Origin of the sequence: Streptomyces sp. NBC_01750, from assembly GCF_035918095.1 — a bacterium.
Lineage (GTDB): Bacteria > Actinomycetota > Actinomycetes > Streptomycetales > Streptomycetaceae > Streptomyces.
This window is the reverse complement of sequence record NZ_CP109137.1, coordinates 1329761-1348433: the sequence shown is the minus strand read 5'-3', so window position 1 is coordinate 1348433 and position 18673 is coordinate 1329761. Positions and strand designations below refer to the sequence as shown.

At 70.2% G+C, this 18673-nt stretch carries 14 protein-coding genes; 5 read left to right on the top strand and 9 right to left on the bottom strand.

Features of this window, described 5'->3' with window-relative positions; genetic code table 11:
* Positions 1-6: 6 nt before the first annotated feature.
* The 3 genes from OG966_RS05875 to OG966_RS05865 all read right to left on the bottom strand — a co-directional run bounded on the left by OG966_RS05875 (position 7) and on the right by OG966_RS05865 (position 4146).
* A complete protein-coding gene (locus OG966_RS05875; protein WP_326648339.1) occupies positions 7-495 on the bottom strand; it encodes a glutathione peroxidase in 489 nt (162 codons plus the stop codon).
* A 173-nt stretch (positions 496-668) separates the two neighbouring features.
* Entirely contained in the window at positions 669-1541 is an 873-nt protein-coding gene (locus OG966_RS05870; protein WP_326648338.1) for an acyl-CoA thioesterase, read from the bottom strand.
* Positions 1542-1572: 31 nt separating this feature from the next.
* Positions 1573-4146 carry a DEAD/DEAH box helicase gene (locus tag OG966_RS05865; RefSeq protein ID WP_326648337.1) on the bottom strand — a complete coding sequence of 858 codons (2574 nt, stop codon included), beginning with the start codon at positions 4144-4146 and terminating at the stop codon, positions 1573-1575.
* A 60-nt stretch (positions 4147-4206) separates the two neighbouring features.
* On the opposite strand from OG966_RS05865, the gene OG966_RS05860 reads away from it, so the two are divergent.
* The gene (locus OG966_RS05860) at positions 4207-4998 is read left to right on the top strand and encodes a metal-dependent hydrolase (protein WP_326648336.1); all 792 of its coding nucleotides are present in this window, start codon (positions 4207-4209) and stop codon (positions 4996-4998) included.
* A 13-nt stretch (positions 4999-5011) separates the two neighbouring features.
* On the opposite strand, the gene OG966_RS05855 is transcribed toward OG966_RS05860, so the two are convergent.
* Together OG966_RS05855 and OG966_RS05850 are read right to left on the bottom strand one after the other, a co-directional pair.
* Positions 5012-6793 (bottom strand): ABC transporter ATP-binding protein, encoded by a 1782-nt coding sequence (locus tag OG966_RS05855; protein WP_326648335.1) that lies wholly within the window; start codon positions 6791-6793, stop codon positions 5012-5014.
* Entirely contained in the window at positions 6790-8604 is a 1815-nt protein-coding gene (locus OG966_RS05850) for an ABC transporter ATP-binding protein (protein WP_326655096.1), read from the bottom strand. Before OG966_RS05850 ends, OG966_RS05855 begins: the two co-directional genes overlap by 4 nt.
* 158 nt (positions 8605-8762) lie before the next feature.
* Here OG966_RS05850 and OG966_RS05845 point away from each other — a divergent pair, with 158 nt between their 5' ends.
* Entirely contained in the window at positions 8763-10364 is a 1602-nt protein-coding gene (locus OG966_RS05845) for a peptide-N4-asparagine amidase (RefSeq protein WP_326648333.1), read from the top strand.
* Between the two features lie 184 nt (positions 10365-10548).
* Here the strand turns inward: OG966_RS05845 and OG966_RS05840 are convergent, their stop codons facing one another.
* Complete coding sequence (locus OG966_RS05840; protein ID WP_326648331.1) at positions 10549-11010, bottom strand: MarR family winged helix-turn-helix transcriptional regulator; 462 nt, start codon at positions 11008-11010, stop codon at positions 10549-10551.
* 118 nt (positions 11011-11128) lie between these two features.
* On the opposite strand from OG966_RS05840, the gene OG966_RS05835 reads away from it, so the two are divergent.
* From OG966_RS05835 to mltG, 3 genes are all read left to right on the top strand, one after another.
* Complete coding sequence (locus OG966_RS05835; RefSeq protein ID WP_326648330.1) at positions 11129-12937, top strand: ABC transporter ATP-binding protein; 1809 nt, start codon at positions 11129-11131, stop codon at positions 12935-12937.
* Between the two features lie 40 nt (positions 12938-12977).
* Positions 12978-13571 (top strand): hypothetical protein, encoded by a 594-nt coding sequence (locus OG966_RS05830; RefSeq protein ID WP_326648329.1) that lies wholly within the window; start codon positions 12978-12980, stop codon positions 13569-13571.
* Between the two features lie 126 nt (positions 13572-13697).
* Positions 13698-14561, top strand: coding sequence for an endolytic transglycosylase MltG (gene mltG / locus OG966_RS05825; RefSeq protein WP_326648328.1), 864 nt, complete (start codon positions 13698-13700; stop codon positions 14559-14561).
* A 6-nt stretch (positions 14562-14567) separates the two neighbouring features.
* On the opposite strand, the gene OG966_RS05820 is transcribed toward mltG, so the two are convergent.
* The 3 genes from OG966_RS05820 to hglS form a co-directional block, all read right to left on the bottom strand.
* Positions 14568-15647 carry an NAD(P)-binding domain-containing protein gene (locus tag OG966_RS05820; protein WP_326655095.1) on the bottom strand — a complete coding sequence of 360 codons (1080 nt, stop codon included), beginning with the start codon at positions 15645-15647 and terminating at the stop codon, positions 14568-14570.
* Positions 15648-15767: 120 nt separating this feature from the next.
* Complete coding sequence (gene amaB, locus OG966_RS05815; RefSeq protein WP_326648327.1) at positions 15768-17306, bottom strand: L-piperidine-6-carboxylate dehydrogenase; 1539 nt, start codon at positions 17304-17306, stop codon at positions 15768-15770.
* Positions 17303-18643, bottom strand: a complete 1341-nt coding sequence (hglS, locus tag OG966_RS05810) for a 2-oxoadipate dioxygenase/decarboxylase (protein ID WP_326648326.1) — start codon at positions 18641-18643, stop codon at positions 17303-17305. The genes amaB and hglS overlap by 4 nt, the downstream gene beginning before the upstream one ends.
* Between the last annotated feature and the right edge of the window lie 30 nt (positions 18644-18673).

Sequence of the window (18673 nt, the reverse complement as noted above, 5' to 3'; positions counted from 1 at the left end):
AGGACGTCAGGCGGAGAGCAGCGCCTCGATCGCGGCGACGACCTCGGGGGCCTCGGGCTCGGTGCGCGGGCGGATCCGTGACACGACCGCGCCGTCCTTGCCGATCAGGAACTTCTCGAAGTTCCACTGCACGTCGCCGGACTCGCCCTCGCTGTCCGCGACCTTCGTCAGCTCCGCGTACAGCGGGTGCCGGTCCGCGCCGTTCACATCGGTCTTCTCCAGCATGGGGAAGGTCACACCGTATGTCGCCGAGCAGAAGGACTCGATCTCCTCCGCACTTCCCGGCTCCTGGCCCGCGAACTGGTTGCAGGGCACGCCCAGGACTGTGAAGCCCTGCTCGCCGTACTGCTTCTGCAGCTGCTCCAGGCCGGCGTACTGAGGGGTCAGACCGCACTTGGAGGCGACGTTCACCAGCAGGACCGCCTGGCCGCGGTAGTCGGCCAGGGAGGTGGGCTCGCCGGTCAGCGTGCGCAGCGGGATGTCGTACAGGGTCATCGGGTTCTCCTCGGTGGCGGGCAATCGATGTTCATTGTGGACCCCGGGGACGCGGTGCCACGAAGCCGGTCGCCCCGGGGAGCCGGCCGAGGGTGACGTCGGTGTGGACCGCGACCGGGGACCCGTTGCTCCGCTGCTTCTCGCCGGCGCCGGCCTGGGGCCCATGGACCGCTTCAGCCGCCGAGCGGTCTGAAGAGCCCCTCCTGCACCACCGACACCAGCAGCCTGCCCTCGCGGTCGTAAATACGGCCACGAGCCAGTCCCCGGCCGCCGGTCGAGATCGGGGACTCCTGGTCGTACAGGAACCACTCGTCCGCGCGGAACGGCCGGTGGAACCACATCGCATGGTCCAGCGATGCCATGTCGAAGCCGCGCGGACCCCAGAGCGGCTCCACCGGGATACGGACCGCGTCCAGGAGAGTCATGTCGCTCGCATACGTCAGGGCGCAGGTGTGCACCAGCGGGTCGTCGCCCAGCGGGCCCACCGCGCGCATCCACACCGCGCTGCGCGGGTCCGCCTCCTTGATCTCCTCCGGGGTCCAGCGCAGCCGGTCGACATATCGGATGTCGAAGGGCTGGCGGCGCTCCATCCGCTCCAGGGCCTCGGGGAGGGCGCCGAGATGCTCACGGATCTCGGTGGTGACCGAGGGCAGGGACTCGGGGTCCGGGAATTCGAGGCGCGGCGGCAGCTGATGCTCGATGCTGCCTTCCTCCGGCCGGTGGAAGGAGGCGGTCAGATTGAAGATGGTCTTGCCCTGCTGCACGGCGGTGACCCGGCGGGTGGTGAACGACCGGCCGTCCCTGACCCGTTCGACCTGGTAGACGATGGGCACGCCGGGGATTCCCGGCCGCAGGAAATATGCGTGCAGCGAGTGCACAGGCCGCTCGCCGTCCGTCGTACGCCCGGCGGCGACCAGGGCCTGGCCCGCCACCTGCCCGCCGAAGACCCGTTGCAGGGACTCCTCGGGGCTGCGCCCGCGGAAGATATTGACCTCGATCTGTTCCAGGTCGAGCAGATCGACCAGGCGCTCGGCCGGGTTCGTCATCAGGTGTTCTCCCATGTTCAGGCCGGCCGGGTCAGAGCTGGCCGACGGCGGTGACGCGTACGACCGCGAGGCCTTCCTCGTCGGAGGCAGCGAGATCGACCTCCGCACTGATTCCCCAGTCATGGTCGCCGTTCGGATCGGCGAAGATCTGCCGGACGCGCCACAGGCCGTGCTCCGCGTCCTCCTCGATCAGCAGCAGCTTCGGCCCGCGGGCGTCGGGACCGGTGCCCAGCTCCTCGTACTCGTCCCAGTACGCGTCCATCGCCTCGCCCCAGGCGTCCGCGTCCCAGCCCGACTCGGCGTCCAGCTCGCCGAGTTCGCCGACCTTGTCCAGCGCGGCGAGCTCGACCCGCCGGAACATGGCGTTGCGCACCAGGACCCGGAAGGCGCGGGCGTTGGCGGTGACCGGCTTGACCTGGTCGGCCTTCTCCTGGGCCTGCTCGGCGGTCTCGATCTCCGGGTTGGCGAGCTGCTCCCACTCGTCCAGCAGGCTGGAGTCGACCTGGCGCACCATCTCGCCGAGCCAGGCGGTCAGGTCCTCGAGGTCCTCGGACTTCAGATCGTCCGGGATGGTGTGCTCCAGCGCCTTGTACGCGCCCGCGAGGTAGCGCAGCACGATGCCCTCGGTGCGGGCCAGCTCGTAGAAGGAGGTGAACTCCGTGAAGGACAGGGCCCGTTCGTACATGTCACGGATGACGGACTTCGGCGAGACGGGATGGTCGCCGACCCACGGGTGGCTCTTGCGGTAGACGTTGTACGCGTGCCACAGCAGCTCTTCCAGCGGTTTGGGGTACGAGACGTCCTGCAGCCGCTCCATCCGCTCCTCGTACTCGACGCCGTCCGCCTTCATCAGCGCGACCGCCTCGCCGCGTGCCTTGTTCTGCTGGGCGGCGAGGATCTGGCGCGGATCGTCCAGCGTGGACTCGACCACCGAGACCATGTCCAGGGCGTACGAAGGCGATTCGGGGTCCAGCAGCTCGTAGGAGGCCAGCGCGAAGGTGGACAGCGGCTGGTTGAGCGCGAAGTCGTGCTGGAGATCGACGGTGAGGCGGACGATGCGGCCCTCGGGGTCGGGTGTGTCGAGCCGCTCGACCACGCCGCCGTCGAGAAGCGAGCGGTAGATGGCGATCGCGCGGCGAATGTGGCGGAGCTGGTTCTTGCGCGGCTCGTGGTTGTCCTCGAGGAGACGGCGCATCGCGTCGAAGGCGTTTCCCGGCCGGGCGATGATCGACAGCAGCATTGTGTGCGTGACCCGGAAACGGGAGGTCAGCGGCTCCGGGTCGGAGGCGATGAGCTTCTCGAAGGTGGTGTCCGACCAGGCGACAAAGCCCTCGGGCGCCTTCTTACGGACGACCTTGCGGCGCTTCTTCGGATCGTCTCCGGCCTTCGCGAGCGCCTTGTCGTTCTCGATGACGTGCTCGGGCGCCTGGGCGGCGACCAGGCCGGCCGTGTCGAAGCCGGCGCGGCCCGCGCGGCCCGCGATCTGGTGGAACTCACGGGCACGCAGGGTGCGTACACGCGTGCCGTCGTACTTGGTCAGTGCCGTGAACAGCACCGTACGGATGGGGACGTTGACGCCGACCCCGAGGGTGTCCGTGCCGCAGATGACCTTCAACAGGCCCGCCTGGGCAAGCTTTTCGACCAGCCGCCGGTACTTGGGAAGCATGCCGGCGTGGTGGACGCCGATGCCGTGCCTTACATAACGGGAGAGATTGCGGCCGAACTTGGTGGTGAACCGGAAGCTGCCGAGCAACTCGGCGATCTGGTCCTTCTCCTCACGCGAACACATGTTGATGCTCATGAGCGACTGGGCGCGCTCCACGGCCGCCGCCTGCGTGAAGTGCACGATGTAGACCGGCGCCTGCTTGGTCTCCAGGAGTTCGGTCAGCGTCTCCGTGATCGGCGTCCGCCGGTACTCGTAGGAGAGCGGGACCGGGCGGCTTGCGGAGCGCACGACCGAGGTGGGACGGCCGGTGCGTCGGGTCAGGTCGCCCTCGAACCGGGAGACGTCGCCGAGCGTCGCCGACATCAGGATGAACTGCGCCTGCGGCAGTTCGAGAAGCGGGATCTGCCAGGCCCAGCCGCGGTCCGGCTCGGCGTAGAAGTGGAACTCGTCCATCACGACCTGGCCGATATCGGCGTCCTTGCCGTCACGCAGCGCGATGGAGGCCAGCACCTCGGCGGTGCAGCAGATCACCGGGGCATCGGCGTTGACGGACGCGTCGCCCGTCAGCATCCCGACGTTCTCCGTGCCGAAGAGCTTGCAGAGGTCGAAGAACTTCTCGGAGACCAGCGCCTTGATCGGCGCCGTGTAGAAGGTGACCTTGTCCTGAGCCAGCGCCGTGAAGTGCGCACCCGCCGCGACCAGGCTCTTTCCCGAGCCGGTGGGAGTGGAAAGGATCACATTGGCCCCGGATACCACCTCGATCAGCGCCTCCTCCTGAGCCGGGTAGAGCGTGATGCCCTGGCCTTCGGCCCACGAGGAGAAGGCTTCGAAGAGGGCATCGGGGTCGGCATCCGGCGGCAGCTGATCAATAAGGGTCACGCACCCATCTTGCCTGCCTTCCGCCCGGATCAGGGAACCGGGCGACGGCGACAAGATCATGGGCGATACGCTGCGCTGTCAACTGGGCTTCACCACAAGAGCAATGGGGCGGGAACGCACATGATGGGACCGGCGCACTCTCTGTCCGGGGCGGCTGCCTGGCTGGGGGTGGGCGCGGCGACCGCCGCCGCCGGCCACCCGATGCCGTGGCCTGTCCTCGTCGTCGGAGCGCTGATCTGCGCGGGCGCGGCACTCGCGCCCGACCTCGACCACAAGGCGGCGACGATCTCGCGGGCCTTCGGGCCCGTCTCGCGCGGACTGTGCGAGGTCGTGGACAAGCTGTCGTACGCCGTCTACAAGGCGACGAAGAAGCCCGGCGACAAGCGCAGGACCGGCGGCCACCGCACGCTCACCCACACCTGGCTGTGGGCGGTACTGATCGGCGCCGGCACCTCGGCGCTGGCGATCACGGGGGGCCGGTGGGCGGTTCTCGCGATCCTCTTCGTCCACCTGGTGCTCGCGGTGGAGGGCCTGCTGTGGCGGGCCGCCCGGGTCTCCAGCGATGTACTGGTGTGGCTGCTGGGCGCCACCAGCGCGTGGATCCTGGCGGGAGTGCTGGACAAGCCGGGCAACGGCGCGGACTGGCTGTTCACGGCCCCGGGTCAGGAGTACCTGTGGCTGGGCCTGCCGATAGTGCTGGGCGCCCTGGTGCATGACATCGGCGATGCGCTGACCATCTCGGGCTGCCCGATCCTGTGGCCGATCCCGGTGGGCCGCAAGCGCTGGTACCCGATCGGCCCGCCGAAGGCGATGCGGTTCAGGGCGGGCAGCTGGGTGGAACTGAAGGTGCTGATGCCGGTGTTCATGCTGCTCGGGGGAGTGGGCGGCGCGGCGGCGATGGGCTACATCTAGCGTTCCGCGGTGCTCACCCGTGCCAGGAACGCCACAGTGCCGCGTACGCGCCGTCGGCCGCCACCAGTTCGTCGTGGCTGCCCAGCTCGCTGATCCGGCCCTCCTCCACCACCGCGATCACATCCGCGTCGTGCGCGGTGTGCAGGCGGTGAGCGATCGCCACCACCGTGCGGCCGTCCAGGACCCGGGACAGCGAGCGCTCCAGATGCCGTGCGGCACGCGGGTCCAGGAGCGAGGTCGCCTCGTCCAGGACCAGCGTGTGCGGGTCCGCGAGGACCAGGCGGGCCAGTGCGATCTGCTGGGCCTGGGCCGGGGTCAGGGCGAGGCCGCCCGAGCCGACCTCGGTGTCCAGGCCGTCGACGAGACTCCGTGACCAGGAGGCCGCGTCGACCGCGCCGAGCGCCGCCCAGAGCTCCGCGTCGGACGCGCCGGTACGAGCCAGCAGCAGGTTGTCGCGCAGCGAGCCCACGAAGACGTGGTGCTCCTGGTTGACGAGCGCGACATGTTCACGGACCCGCTCCGCGGGCATCCGGGACAGCTCGGCCTTGCCGAGGGTGACCTGTCCCGCCCGCGGCGCGTAGATACCCGCGAGCAGTCGGCCCAGCGTCGACTTGCCCGCGCCGGACGGACCGACCAGGGCCAGCCGGGTGCCCGGCGCCACGGTCAGGGACACCTGGTGCAGCACGTCCACGCCCTCGCGGTAGCCGAAGTGCACCTCGTCCGCGCGCACGTCGCGTCCGTCCGGACTGGCCCCGCCGTCGCCCGCGTCCGGCTCGATCTCCCGGACGCCCACCAGCCTGGCCAGCGACACCTGGGCCACCTGCAGCTCGTCGTACCAGCGCAGGATGATCCCGACCGGGTCGACGAGCATCTGGGCCAGCAGCGCGCCCGTGGTCAGCTGACCGACGTCGATCCAGCCCCGCAGGACGAACCAGCCGCCGATCATCAGCACCGACCCGAGCACCGTGACATGCGTGATGTTGATGACGGGGAAGAGGACCGAGCGCAGATAGAGCGTGTAGCGCTCCCACGACGTCCACTCCTTGACCCGCTGGTCGGAGAGCGCGACGCGGCGAGCGCCGAGGCGGTGCGCCTCGACGGTCCGGCCCGCGTCGACCGTCTCGGCGAGTACGCCGGCGACCGCCGCGTAACCGGCCGCCTCAGAGCGGTACGCGGAAGGCGCCCGCCTGAAGTACCAGCGGCAGCCCGCCACCAGCAGCGGCGCGGCCACCAGCACCGCAAGTGCCAGCGGCGGCGCAGTCACCGCGAGACCGCCCAGCAGCAGCGCCGCCCACACCACGCCGATGGCGAGCTGCGGCACGGCCTCGCGCATGGCGTTGGCCAGCCGGTCGATGTCGGTGGTGATACGGGAGAGCAGATCGCCGGTACCGGCCCGCTCCAGCACGCCCGGCGGCAGGCCGACCGACCGCACGAGGAAGTCCTCGCGCAGATCGGCCAGCATCTCCTCGCCGAGCATCGCGCCGCGCAGCCGTACCAGCCGTACAAACACGGTCTGGACGACGAGCGCGAGCGTGAACACCGCGATGGTGCGCTCCAGATGGAGCTCGCGCGCCCCGTCCGTCAGCCGCTCCACCACCGAGCCGAGCAGATACGGGCCCGTCATGGAGGCGATCACCGCGATCGCGTTGACGGTGATCAGCGCGACGAAGGCGCGCCGGTGCCGGTGCAGCAGCTCGCGCACATAGGACCGTACGGTCGCGGTACTGCCGACGGGCAGCGTCGTCGCCGACTCCGGTGCAGCCGGGTCGTACTCCGGCGGTGCGATTCCGATCATGCCGACCCCTCGATCTCCGCGAATGCTTCCAGTCCGGCCGCTTCGGGCGCCTTCATACGCTCCTCGGCCTCGTCGTCCGTCTCACGGGTGACGACGGCCCGGTACCGCGGCTCGGTGCGCAGCAGCTCGCGGTGCAGGCCGACGGCCACCACCTCGGCGTTGTCCACCAGCACCACCCGGTCCGCGAGGTCCAGCAGCAGCGGAGACGAGGCGAAGACCACGGTCGTACGGTCCGCGCGCAGGCGCTTGACGCCCGCCGCCACCCTCGCCTCCGTGTGTGAGTCGACGGCCGATGTCGGCTCGTCCAGGACCAGCACCTCGGGGTCGGTGACCAGCGAACGGGCCAGCGCGAGTCGCTGCCGCTGGCCACCCGACAGGGACCGGCCGCGCTCGGTGATCCGCGTGCCCATCGGGTCGCCGTCGGCGTCCACCGACGCCTGGGCGAGAGCATCCAGCACATCGCCGCACTGCGCCGCGTCGAGCGCGTCCTCGGCGGACACCTGGCCGGAGGAGGGGACATCGAGCAGCTCCCGCAGAGTGCCGGAGAGCAGCACCGGATCCTTGTCCTGTACGAGGACGGCGGCACGGGACTCCTCCAGCGCCAGCTCGTCCAGCGGCACGCCGCCGAGCAGTACGGACGTGACGTGGTCCGCCTCGGTGGCCGGGTGCCCGCCGAGGCGTTCGGCCAGCACCCCGGCGGCGTCCGGGTCACCGCACACCACGGCGGTGAACCTGCCGGCCGGAGCGAGAACACCGGTGACCGGGTCGTACAGATCACCGCTGGGGCGGCCGTACTCGACCCCGGACGGCTCCGTCGTGCGGCGCAGTGCCAGCACCCGGGCCGCCCGCTTCGCGGAGGGCCGGGAGAAGGAGAAGGCCATGGCGATCTCCTCGAAGTTCCGCAGCGGGTAGTGCGTCAGCAGCACCGCGCTGTAGACGGTGACCAGCTGGCCCACCTCGATGCGGCCGTCGAGCGTGAGCTGTGCGCCGTACCCGACCACCGCGGTCATCAGCACACCGGGCAGCAGCACCTGGATCGCGGAGATCAGCGCCCACATACGGGCGCTGCGGACGGCGGCCCTGCGCACCTCCTGCGACGCCCGGCGGTAGCGGCCGAGGAACAGTTCCTCTCCGCCGATACCGCGCAGCACCCGCAGGCCGGCGACCGTGTCGGACGCCAGCTCGGTGGCCTTGCCCGCCTTCTCGCGCTGGATGTCCGCGCGCCGGGTGGCGATGGGCAGCAACGGCAGTACGGCCAGGGCCAGTACCGGTACGCCGATCGCGACCATGAAGCCGAGGGCGGGCTGGTAGATCACGAGACCGACGCAGACCACGATCAGCGTGGTGGCGGCCGCCGCGAACCGCGACAGTGCTTCGACGAACCAGCCGATCTTCTCCACGTCACCGGTCGAGACCGCGACGACCTCGCCCGCGGCGACCCGGCGGGTCAGCACCGCGCCGAGCTCCGCGGTCCTGCGCGCCAGCAGCTGCTGGACACGGGCGGCCGCGGTGATCCAGTTGGTGACGGCGGTGCGGTGCAGCATCGTGTCGCCCAGCGAGATGGCCGCGCCGAGCAGTGCGATCAGCCCGCCCGCGTACGCCAGCCGCTCGCCGGAGCGGTCCACCACGGCCTGGACGGCCAGGCCCACCCCGAGCGGCAGCCCGGCGATGCCGAGCTGGTGCATCAACCCCCAGAGCAGGGCCTTGAGCTGACCGCCCAGCTGATTCCGACCGAGCCACAGCAGAAAATGGGTGCCGGACCGGACGTCGGGATCGCCTGGATCGGGATACGGAAGATCGCGAATCTGCATGACGTCCCAGTGCTCGAAAGTGTGGCTCAAACCGTGCAAGGTTCGCCTTTCGGAGCCCTCCGAGGCAATCGAATATTGCGTAGGGGGACACAGAACGCGCCAAGATCCAGCACCTCGCTCTGGCGCACCTGACCTGCCGCACGCTTCACTCCTGACGCATGAAGAAACAGATCATGTCCATGATCGCGGGACTGGTGCTGGCGGCAGGATCGCTGCTCGGCGCCGGACCCGCCGCCGCGGCCGATACGCCGCCCGCGGAGTTCGGCACCGACTGGCACGACCCGGTCACCGCCGTGCCGCCCGTCGCCCGCCCCCGGGCGAAGTCCTGCCAAGTGACCCTCGCCGAGGCGCAGTTCCGCGATTTCACGCCGTACAGAGGGAGTTACGCACCGCCCAAGGGATGCGGCGACCGCTGGAGCAAGGTGGTGCTGCGGCTCGACGGGAGCGTCAAAGGACGGCAGTACGACCGGCTCGGTCATCTCAGTGTCGGCGGCGTGGAGATCCTGCGCACCTCAACGCCGCAGCCCTCGCCGGACGGCATCGCCTGGTCGGTCGAGAAGGACGTCACGCGCTACAGCGACACACTGCGCCGCACTCAGCCGGTCGAAATGCTCATCGGCAATGTCGTCAATGAGACCTACACCGGCGTCTTCGACGTCAAGGTCACACTGTCCTTCTACGCGGCCGGGCTCGCAGCGCAGCCGGCGGCGCCGGCCGACGAGGTGCCGGACAGGGTGCTCGCTCTGGACGGTACTTCGCTCACCACTCCGCGCAACTCCCGGCGGATCCTTGCCGAGGTGTACGCCACCGGGTCCGGTGGCGGCTGCGAGGAGTACTGGTATCTGACCGTCCCGGACGCCGCCCCGTACTCGTGCAAGGCCGAGAGCGGTCCGTACCGCGAGGTGCAGATCAGCGTCGACGGACAACTCGCGGGAATCGCGGCGCCGTTTCCGACGGTCTGGACGGGCGGCTGGTCCAACCCCTTCCTCTGGTACGTGATTCCGGGGCCGCGCGCCTTCGACATCAAGCCGATCCAGTACGACCTCACGCCCTTCGCCGCGCAGCTCAACGACGGCCGGCCGCACCGCGTCGAGGTGTCCGTCGCCGGAGTCCCGGCCGGCCGGACCGGCTGGAGCACGCCCACCAATGTGCTGGTGTGGCAGGACAACGGGAGTGACGTCGTCACCGGCGCGCTGACCCGTCACGAGGAGGGCGCGCCCGCCAACTCGGTGACGTACACGCCCGGTTCCGAGCACCGGCTCGACACCGAGGGCGGTCACCGGCTCACCGTGGCCGGTCACCTCAACACCTCGCACGGTCGCGTCGCGACGACCGTGACCCGTGTGCTGGGCAACGCCTCCGTACACCGCTGGACCGAGGGCGAGAACCTGGACGCGCTGGCGGGCACCTGGACGGACGACGAGACGGTGACCAGCGGACTCCGGATCACGGCCACACATCGGACGTACACGATGGACGGAGTCACCACGCTGGGCGCGGGCGACCGGCTGCGTACTGTCCTCACTCTCGGGGACAAGGCCGACACCGTCGTCGCACAACGCGGGAAGCGGTCGGCCTGGTCGCGGCTCGACGACACGTACAGCGGCGATGCGACCTACACCGCCAATGTCCCGCGCGACCAGCGGCACGCGGTCGGGGCGACGGCTGAGCGCTACCGGCTGTACGGCTCCGGCGGCTGCTACGACCGCAGCCTGCGGACCGTTCAGGGGACGGTGACCGAGGACCGGCTGCGCTGCTGAAGCGGGCACGGCTTCACAGGCAGTGCGTCGACCGCGCGGAGCGGAGCCTGCCGGTCGCGGAACCCTGTGCGGAGCGGAGCCTGCCGGTCGCGGAACCCTGTCGGGTGACGGCGTCCGCTCCGCACCGGGACGCAGAGTCTCCGGCATCGGCCCAGCAGCGCACGGCGCGGTGCCATCGCCTGCTTCAGCAGCGGGGCCCCGGTCCGTCGACCAGGGCGGACAGCAGACCGCCGAACACCTCGCGCTGTTCGGCGGTCAGGGGAGCCAGGATGTCCTCCGCGGCCGCGCGGCGCGCGCTGCGCAGCGCTCTGAGCGTGGCGCGGCCGGTGTCGGTGAGCTCGATCCGGGTCACCCTGCGATTGCTCGGATCGGGGACGCGGCGGACGCATCCGCTCGTCTCCAGGCCGTCGACCAGGCTGGTCACGGCGCGGGGCACCACTTCCAGACACGCGGCGAGATCGGCCATGCGCGGCGGCTCATCGTAATGCGCGACGGTGCGCAGCAGCCGGGACTGCGCGGGCGTGATCGCGATGTCGGCCGACTCCAGCTGCCGCTTCTGGCTGCGGTGGAGTCGTCGCGTCAGCCGCAGCAGTTGCTCCGCCAGCAGGCCGTCGGCGTCGGATGCCCCGGAAGATGAGTACAGCATGCCGGAACAATATCAGGAGCAGGCTCATTGTGAATATAGGTAACAGTGAGCTAAGCTCTCCAAATCTTTGCTGAACTGCCCCTGCCCCACCCCGCCTCAGCCCCTGTCGAAGGAGCCCATGCACCCCGAACCCGTCACCTGGACACCCCCGCCCAAGGACTCGGAGCAGCCGCCCGCCGAGGTGCGGCGCATCCTCCGGCTCTTCCGTCCCTACCGCGGCCGGCTCGCGATCGTCGGGCTGCTCGTCGGCGCGGCGTCGATCGTCTCGGTCGCCTCGCCGTTCCTGCTGCGCGAGATCCTCGACACCGCCATCCCGCAGGGCCGAACCGGGCTGCTCAGTCTGCTCGCCCTCGGCATGATCCTCACCGCGGTGATGAACAGCGTCTTCGGTGTGCTCCAGACGCTGATCTCCACCACTGTCGGCCAGCGGGTCATGCACGACCTGCGCACCGCCGTCTACGCCCAGCTGCAGCGCATGCCGCTCGCCTTCTTCACCAGGACCCGCACCGGAGAGGTCCAGTCGCGCATCGCCAATGACATCGGCGGGATGCAGGCGACGGTGACCTCCACCGCGACCTCCCTGGTCTCCAACCTCACCGCCGTGGTCGCCACCGTCGTCGCGATGCTCGCGCTGGACTGGCGGCTCACCGCCGTCTCGCTGCTCCTGCTGCCGCTGTTCGTCTGGATCAGCCGCCGGGTCGGCCGCGAGCGCAAGAAGATCACCACGCAGCGGCAGAAGCAGATGGCCGCCATGGCCGCCACCGTCACCGAGTCGCTCTCCGTCAGCGGCATCCTCCTCGGCCGCACGATGGGCCGGGCCGACTCGCTCACCAAGTCCTTCGCCGAGGAGTCCGAGCGCCTCGTCGACCTCGAAGTGCGCTCCAGCATGGCCGGCCGGTGGCGGATGTCGACCATAGGCATCGTGATGGCCGCCATGCCTGCCCTCATCTACTGGGCCGCGGGCCTGGCGCTCCAGTCCGGCGGGCCCACGATATCCATCGGCACGCTCGTCGCCTTTGTCTCGCTCCAGCAGGGCTTGTTCCGGCCCGCCGTGAGCCTGCTCTCCACCGGAGTGCAGATGCAGACCTCGCTCGCTCTCTTCCAGCGGATCTTCGAGTATCTGGACCTGCCGGTGGACATCACCGAGCCTGCCGAACCGGTCCGCCTCGAAAAGGTCCGCGGCGAAGTGCGCTTCGAAGACGTCGACTTTGCCTACGAGGCGAAGCAGGCGCGGCCGACCCTCGACGGGATAGACCTCACGGTGCCGGCCGGTGGCAGCCTCGCCGTCGTCGGTCCCACCGGCTCCGGAAAGTCCACGCTCAGCTATCTCGTGCCCCGGTTGTACGACGTCACCGGCGGCCGGGTCACAGTCGACGGCGTCGACGTGCGCGACCTCGACTTCGACAGTCTCGCCCGGGCCGTCGGCGTCGTCTCCCAGGAGACGTACCTCTTCCATGCCTCCGTCGCCGACAATCTGCGCTTCGCCAAACCGGACGCCACCGAGGCGGAGATAGAGGCGGCCGCCCGCGCCGCGCAGATCCACGACCACATCGCGTCCCTGCCCGACGGCTACGACACCCTGGTCGGTGAGCGCGGCTACCGCTTCTCCGGCGGTGAGAAGCAGCGGCTCGCCATCGCCCGCACCATCCTGCGCGATCCGCCCGTCCTCATCCTCGACGAGGCGACCAGCGCCCTCGACACCCGCACGGAGCACGCCGTGCAGCAGGCCATCGACGCGCTCTCCGCAGGCCGTACGACCATCACCATCGCCCACCGGCTCTCCACGGTCCGGGACGCCGACCAGATCGTCGTTCTCGACGCCGGGCGCATAGCCGAGCGCGGCAGCCATGAGGAGCTGCTCGACAGGGACGGCCGCTACGCCGCTCTGGTGCGCAGGGACGCACAGTTGGCCCCCGTCGCACCCTGACACGGGCGGGGCCCCGTGCCCTACGGCATGATCACCGCCCATGAGAGCTCTTCTTGGGGTGGAACTGCCCGGATACCGGCCCGTAGACAACGACGTATGGGCGAACGACCAGGGCGATGTGCTGTCGCTGCACTTCTTCGGGCTGACGCCGGACCTGCCCGCCTCGCTCGACGACGGTCCCGCGCTGCGTGCCGCACTCACCCGCCTCACGGCCGACGCGGGCGGCGGTCTTATCGAGGCCTCGGTGAAACGGCTCGGACAACTGCCCGCAGTGAGGCAGATACTCAAGCTGCCGCTGCCGGGACAGCCCGCCGGCCAGGCGTTCATCGGCAGTTTCACCGTGCCGCGCGCGACATGCAGCACTGTGGTGAAGATTCAGGCGCCCGAGCGCGGCATGACGGGAATGCGGGAGGCCATGGTGATGGCCCAGGTCGGCACGGACAAGTACTTCAGACCGCACCCGTACGCTCCGGAGGTCCAGGGCGGTCTGCCCTTCCACGCCGCCGACCATGTCCAGTGGGACGCGCAGTTCCCCGACCACCCGCTGACCAGGGTCAGGCGCACCCTCGACACCCTCGCCGAGGCCGTGCAGGTGGTACCGGAGTTCGCGGCACTGCCGCCCTTCGTGCGGTAGACCTGCGCGGTAGGCCTCCCGCCGTACGGCGCGCGGTGGGCCTCCCGCCGTACGGTTCCCGGCGCCCCGCTCGCGTCGCCGCGCCGGGTGCCGGGATCGGCACAGGCTCCGGGTTAGCGTGCCCATATGAAGAACGAACCCTCGTCGGCACAGCCCGGGCGCAGGTTCCGCCTGACCCGCCGTGGCCGACTGGTCCTGATCGTGCTGAGTGCGGGTCTCGTCGCGGCTGCCGCGGTGCTGGTGCCGCCGCTGCTGAAGGAGACCGCGGAGAAGAAGGAGAAGAAGGAGAAGAAGGTGACACTGGTCGTGCCCGAGGGCTGGCGCGCCTCGCAGGTGTACGCGGCGGTCGACAAGGCCCTCGACGCGGCACCGGGCACCACCCGGAAGGCGGCAGGTGCGGCGAAACTCAAGCTGCCCGCCGACGCCAAGGGCAATCCCGAGGGTTATCTCTTCCCGGCCACATATCCGGTCGATTCCAAGACCACGCCCACGACCCTGCTCGGCTACATGGTCAACACGGCCAGAGAGCGGTTCGGGGCCAAGCACATCAGCAACGGCGCCCAGCACAGCGGAGTGACGGATTACCAGACCGTGAACATCGCCAGCATCGTGCAGGCGGAGGCCGATACGCCCCAGGACATGGGGAAGGTGGCGCGGGTCATCTACAACCGGCTCGCCCAGGGGATGCCGCTGCAGATGGACTCGACGCTGAACTACGCGCTGAACCGCAGCACCCTGGACACCACGGCGAGCGACATCAAGATCGACAGTCCGTACAACAGCTATGACCGCCAGGGGCTGCCGCCCACCCCGATCGACAACCCGGGGGAGGAGGCGATGAACGCGGCGGTCAATCCTGCGTCCGGGACATGGCTGTACTTCGTCACCGTGGCGCCCGGGGACACCCGGTTCACGTCCAGCTACAAAGAGCACCAGCGCAACGTCGAGGATTTCAACGCCAAGCGGGGGAGCGCGAGCAGCAGCGGCTGACGACCGTCAGCCAAGAGCCGGTTCGATCTCACGTTCGCCCTCCAGCGACCGCTTGATCTCACGGACCGCCGCCCGGCCCGCCCGGTTGGCGCCGATCGTCGAGGCCGACGGCCCGTATCCGACCAGATGGATGCGGGCGTCCCGGACGGCGCGGGTGCCTTCCAGCTGGATGCCGCCGCCCGGCTCGCGCAGCCGCAGCGGTGCGAGATGGTCGATCGCCGCGCGGAAACCGGTCGCCCAGAGGATCACATCCGCCTCCACCGTCCGCCCGTCGTCCGAGGCGACCCCGGTCGGAGTGATCCGGTCGAACACCGGCAGCCGGTCGAGAACCCCCTTCGCGCGGGCGCGGCGTACGGCGTCGTTGACCGGCAGCCCGGTGACGGAGACCACGCTCATCGGCGGCAGTCCGAGCCGGACCCGCTCCTCCACCATGGCCACCGCCGCCCGGCCGGCATCTTCGTCGAACGGCCCCTCGCGGAAAACGGGGGGCCGGCGCGTCACCCAGGTCGTGTCCGCGGCCACCTCGGCGATCTCCATCAGATGCTGCGTCCCTGAGGCGCCGCCGCCCACCACGATCACCCGCTGGCCGGTGAACTCCTCGGGCCCCGGGTAGTTCACGGTGTGCAACTGCCGCCCCCGGAAGGTCTCCTGGCCGGGATAGCGTGGCCAGAACGGACGGTCCCAGGTGCCCGTCGCATTGATCAGCGCCCGCGCCGACCACGTCCCCTCCGAGGTCGCGACGAGCAGCCGCCCACCCGCGCCCTCGCGCACCGCCGTGACATCGACGGGCCGGTGGACCTTCAGGCCGAAGCGCTCCTCGTACGCCGTGAAGTACTCGCCGATCACCTCGGAGGAGGGCCGCCCTTCATCGGCTCCGGTCAGCTGCATGCCAGGCAGCGCATGCATGCCGTGGACCTTGCCGTACGTCAGCGAGGGCCAGCGGAACTGCCAGGCGCCGCCGGCCCGCGGTGCATGGTCGAGCACCACGAAGTCGCGGTCCGGGTCCAGTCCGGCGCGTCGCAGATGGTAGGCGCCGGACAGCCCCGCCTGTCCGGCGCCGATAACGATGACAGCCACGTCGCGCACCCCGAAGTTGTTCACGCTTCTACTAACTGCGTCAGGGGCATGGACCTTCCCGCTCCGCTCCGAGGGTTCGGAAGGACCGGAGGATTCGGACGGACCAGGGGGACGGAGAGTTCGAAGAGGTCAGAGGAAGTTGACCCCCTGGGCCAGCGGCAGGCTGTCCGAGTAGTTCACCGTGTTCGTGGCCCGGCGCATGTACGCCTTCCAGGCGTCCGACCCCGACTCGCGGCCGCCGCCGGTCTCCTTCTCCCCGCCGAACGCGCCGCCGATCTCCGCGCCCGACGTGCCGATGTTGACATTGGCGATACCGCAGTCGGAGCCGTCGGCGGCCAGGAAGCGCTCCGCCTCCCGCTGGTCCTGCGTGAAGATGCTGGAGGACAGGCCCTGCGGGACCCCGTTCTGCAGCGCGACGGCCTCCGCCAGGGTCCGATAGCTGAGCACGTACAGGATCGGGGCGAAGGTCTCGCGGCGCACGACGGCGGTCTGCCAGGGCATCCGCACGACCGCGGGCCGTACATACGCCGCCTCCGGCGCCTGCTCCTCCAGCTGCCGGTCGCCGCCGGTCAGGACCTTCCCGCCGTCGGCCTCGGCCGCCGCCAGTGCGTCGGTCATGGCCCGGTGCGCCGTGCCGGAGATCAGCGGGCCCACCAGGGTGGTCTCCTGGAACGGGTCGCCGACCGGCAGCTGGCCGTAGGCATGGACGATCTTCTCCACCAGCTGGTCCGCGATGTCCTCGTGGACGATCAGCCGGCGCAGGCTGGTACAGCGCTGGCCCGCCGTGCCCGCGGCGGAGAAGACGATCCCGCGGACGGCGAGGTCGAGATCGGCGGAGGGAGTGACGATCGCCGCGTTGTTCCCGCCCAGCTCGAGCAGACAGCGGCCGAAGCGGCCGGCCACACGCGGGGCGACCTCGCGTCCCATACGGACCGATCCCGTCGCGCTCACCAGGGCCACGCGCGCGTCGTCGACCAACCGCTCACCCGCCTCGCGCCCGCCGAGCAGCAGCCGGTGCACACCCGCGGGCCCACCGGTGTCGACGGCGGCGCGGGCGAGCAGGGCGTCGCAGGCGAGAGCGGTCAGCGGGGTCAATTCCGAGGGCTTCCAGACGACCGTGTCACCGCAGACCAGTGCGAGCGCGGTGTTCCACGACCAGACGGCGACCGGGAAGTTGAAGGCGGAGATCACACCGACGACACCCAGCGGGTGCCAGTTCTCCGAGAGCCGGTGGCCCGGCCGCTCGGAGGCCATGGTCCGCCCGTACAGCTGACGCGAGAGTCCGACGGCGAACTCACAGATGTCGATCATTTCCTGTACTTCGCCGAGCGCCTCGGAACGGATCTTGCCGGCCTCGATGGTGACGAGGTCGGCCAGGTGCTCCTTGTGCTCGGTCAACAGCTCGCCGAGCCGCTTGACCAGCGCGCCACGCTGCGGCGCGGGAACGGTACGCCACTGCCTGAACGCCTCCTCGGCAGCGCCGATCGCCGCGTCGGCCTGCTCGGGTGGCGTGGCGGGCAGCGTGAAGAGAGCCTCGCCGGTCAGCGGTGTGCGGGCGATGAGATCGCCACCGTCCGCGGGCAGTTGCGCACCGCAGTGGAGCAGACTCTCCTTCGCCCGCGTGCGCAGGGAGTCGGTGTCGGGGAGCGTGATCGCGTTGGTCGTCAAGACGTGTCCTTGGAGAGTCCGAGGGCCCGGCGGGCCTGCCGAAGTGAGCTGTCCTGCTGAGCGGCGTAGAGGTCGAAGGGGTCGTGGACGGTGCGCTCCAGTACGCAGGCGAGCCGCTGCTGGTCGTAGTGGGCGCCGGTGACGGTGGTGTCCCGGGTGCCCTCGTCGGTGAGGTTCGACTGGAAGATCCCGGCGGCGGACGCGGGCAGGAAGTCCTCGTAGACGATGGGGTGGGCGCTCACCCAGCCTCCGTCGAGGAGGCCCGCGAGATCCTCCGGCGGGCGGCGGCCGTCGCCGGGGCGGCTCTCTTCCGGCTCGTAGCCGAAGAACGCCTTTTCCTGGACGGCCAGTTGGTGCTCGGTACGCGGGAAGCGGCCGGTCCAGACTTCGGCCGGTTCGCCGATCAGCTCGTCGTAGAGGGCGCGTCCCGACCGGGTGAGCGCGATGCCGCGTGCCTCGACCTCGCCGAAACGGACCCGCAGGGAACCGGCCGCGACACTGCCGTCCGGTTCGCGGAACCGGCGGGGCTCGGCCAGCGCCCGGAACGACGTCTGGCGAAGCAGCACATCCGGGCCTTCCCAGCGCGGCGGGCCCTGGATCCGGTCGATCATCGTGATGCCGCGCTCCGCCATCCGGCGGTAGAGCTCGTCGATGTCGAGTACGCGGGGGGTGAGGTGGTTGATGTGAGTGCTGGTGACGCCGCCGATGTCGGCGGCGACGGCGGAGATCCGCTCCAGTTCCGTGTACCAGGCACGGTCCACGGGCTCGGGTGACAGCTCGAAGGCGGCGACCGCCAGAGTCAGGAAGCGCATCGCCGGGGCCTCGTCGAGGCCCTCCTCCCGCTCGGCCCGCGCGGCAAGGCCGAGGAGCTCCGGCGGGAACAGCTCGCGGCGGGCGAGGAAGGACTCCAGCCGGGCCTCGAGCCCGGCGTCGAAGAAACGCCGGTCGGCCGTGGTGAGCATGGAGGTGAAGACCCGGAAGGGGTTGCGCTCCAGCTCCACGGCCTTGATGGGCCTGAAGGCGGTGGAGACGACCGGGACGGCGCTGGCCGCGGCCTCGCGCAGATCGTAGAAGCCCACGGGCTCCATGCCCAGCGCGGCAAAGACCTGGGCGGCCTGGCGCATCTCGCGCGCGGTACCGACGCGGATGGCACCGTGCCGCTCCGCGGTGACCCTCTCGATGCCGCCCAGCCGTCCCGCGTCGCCGTCCTTGCTGATCACCTCGTCGTTGACCTGCGCCGACACCTCCAGAAGCGTGGTGTACGCGGGGACTTCCGTGCCGTACATGTCGGAGAGACGGCGGGCGAACGCGGCGCGCAGCCGCCATGTGGGAATCATGCGTTCCTCCTTCCCTTCCTGTGTACTGCG

Coding starts and splice junctions, on each gene's coding strand:
- hglS (WP_326648326.1), bottom strand. CDS start 18,643: ATGATTCCCACATGGCGGCTGCGCGCCGCGTTCGCCCGCCGTCTCTCC.
- OG966_RS05860 (WP_326648336.1), top strand. CDS start 4,207: ATGATGGGACCGGCGCACTCTCTGTCCGGGGCGGCTGCCTGGCTGGGG.
- OG966_RS05840 (WP_326648331.1), bottom strand. CDS start 11,010: ATGCTGTACTCATCTTCCGGGGCATCCGACGCCGACGGCCTGCTGGCG.
- OG966_RS05870 (WP_326648338.1), bottom strand. CDS start 1,541: ATGACGAACCCGGCCGAGCGCCTGGTCGATCTGCTCGACCTGGAACAG.
- OG966_RS05865 (WP_326648337.1), bottom strand. CDS start 4,146: ATGATCTTGTCGCCGTCGCCCGGTTCCCTGATCCGGGCGGAAGGCAGG.
- OG966_RS05845 (WP_326648333.1), top strand. CDS start 8,763: ATGAAGAAACAGATCATGTCCATGATCGCGGGACTGGTGCTGGCGGCA.
- OG966_RS05855 (WP_326648335.1), bottom strand. CDS start 6,793: ATGATCGGAATCGCACCGCCGGAGTACGACCCGGCTGCACCGGAGTCG.
- mltG (WP_326648328.1), top strand. CDS start 13,698: ATGAAGAACGAACCCTCGTCGGCACAGCCCGGGCGCAGGTTCCGCCTG.
- OG966_RS05835 (WP_326648330.1), top strand. CDS start 11,129: ATGCACCCCGAACCCGTCACCTGGACACCCCCGCCCAAGGACTCGGAG.
- OG966_RS05850 (WP_326655096.1), bottom strand. CDS start 8,604: ATGCAGATTCGCGATCTTCCGTATCCCGATCCAGGCGATCCCGACGTC.
- OG966_RS05875 (WP_326648339.1), bottom strand. CDS start 495: ATGACCCTGTACGACATCCCGCTGCGCACGCTGACCGGCGAGCCCACC.
- OG966_RS05830 (WP_326648329.1), top strand. CDS start 12,978: ATGAGAGCTCTTCTTGGGGTGGAACTGCCCGGATACCGGCCCGTAGAC.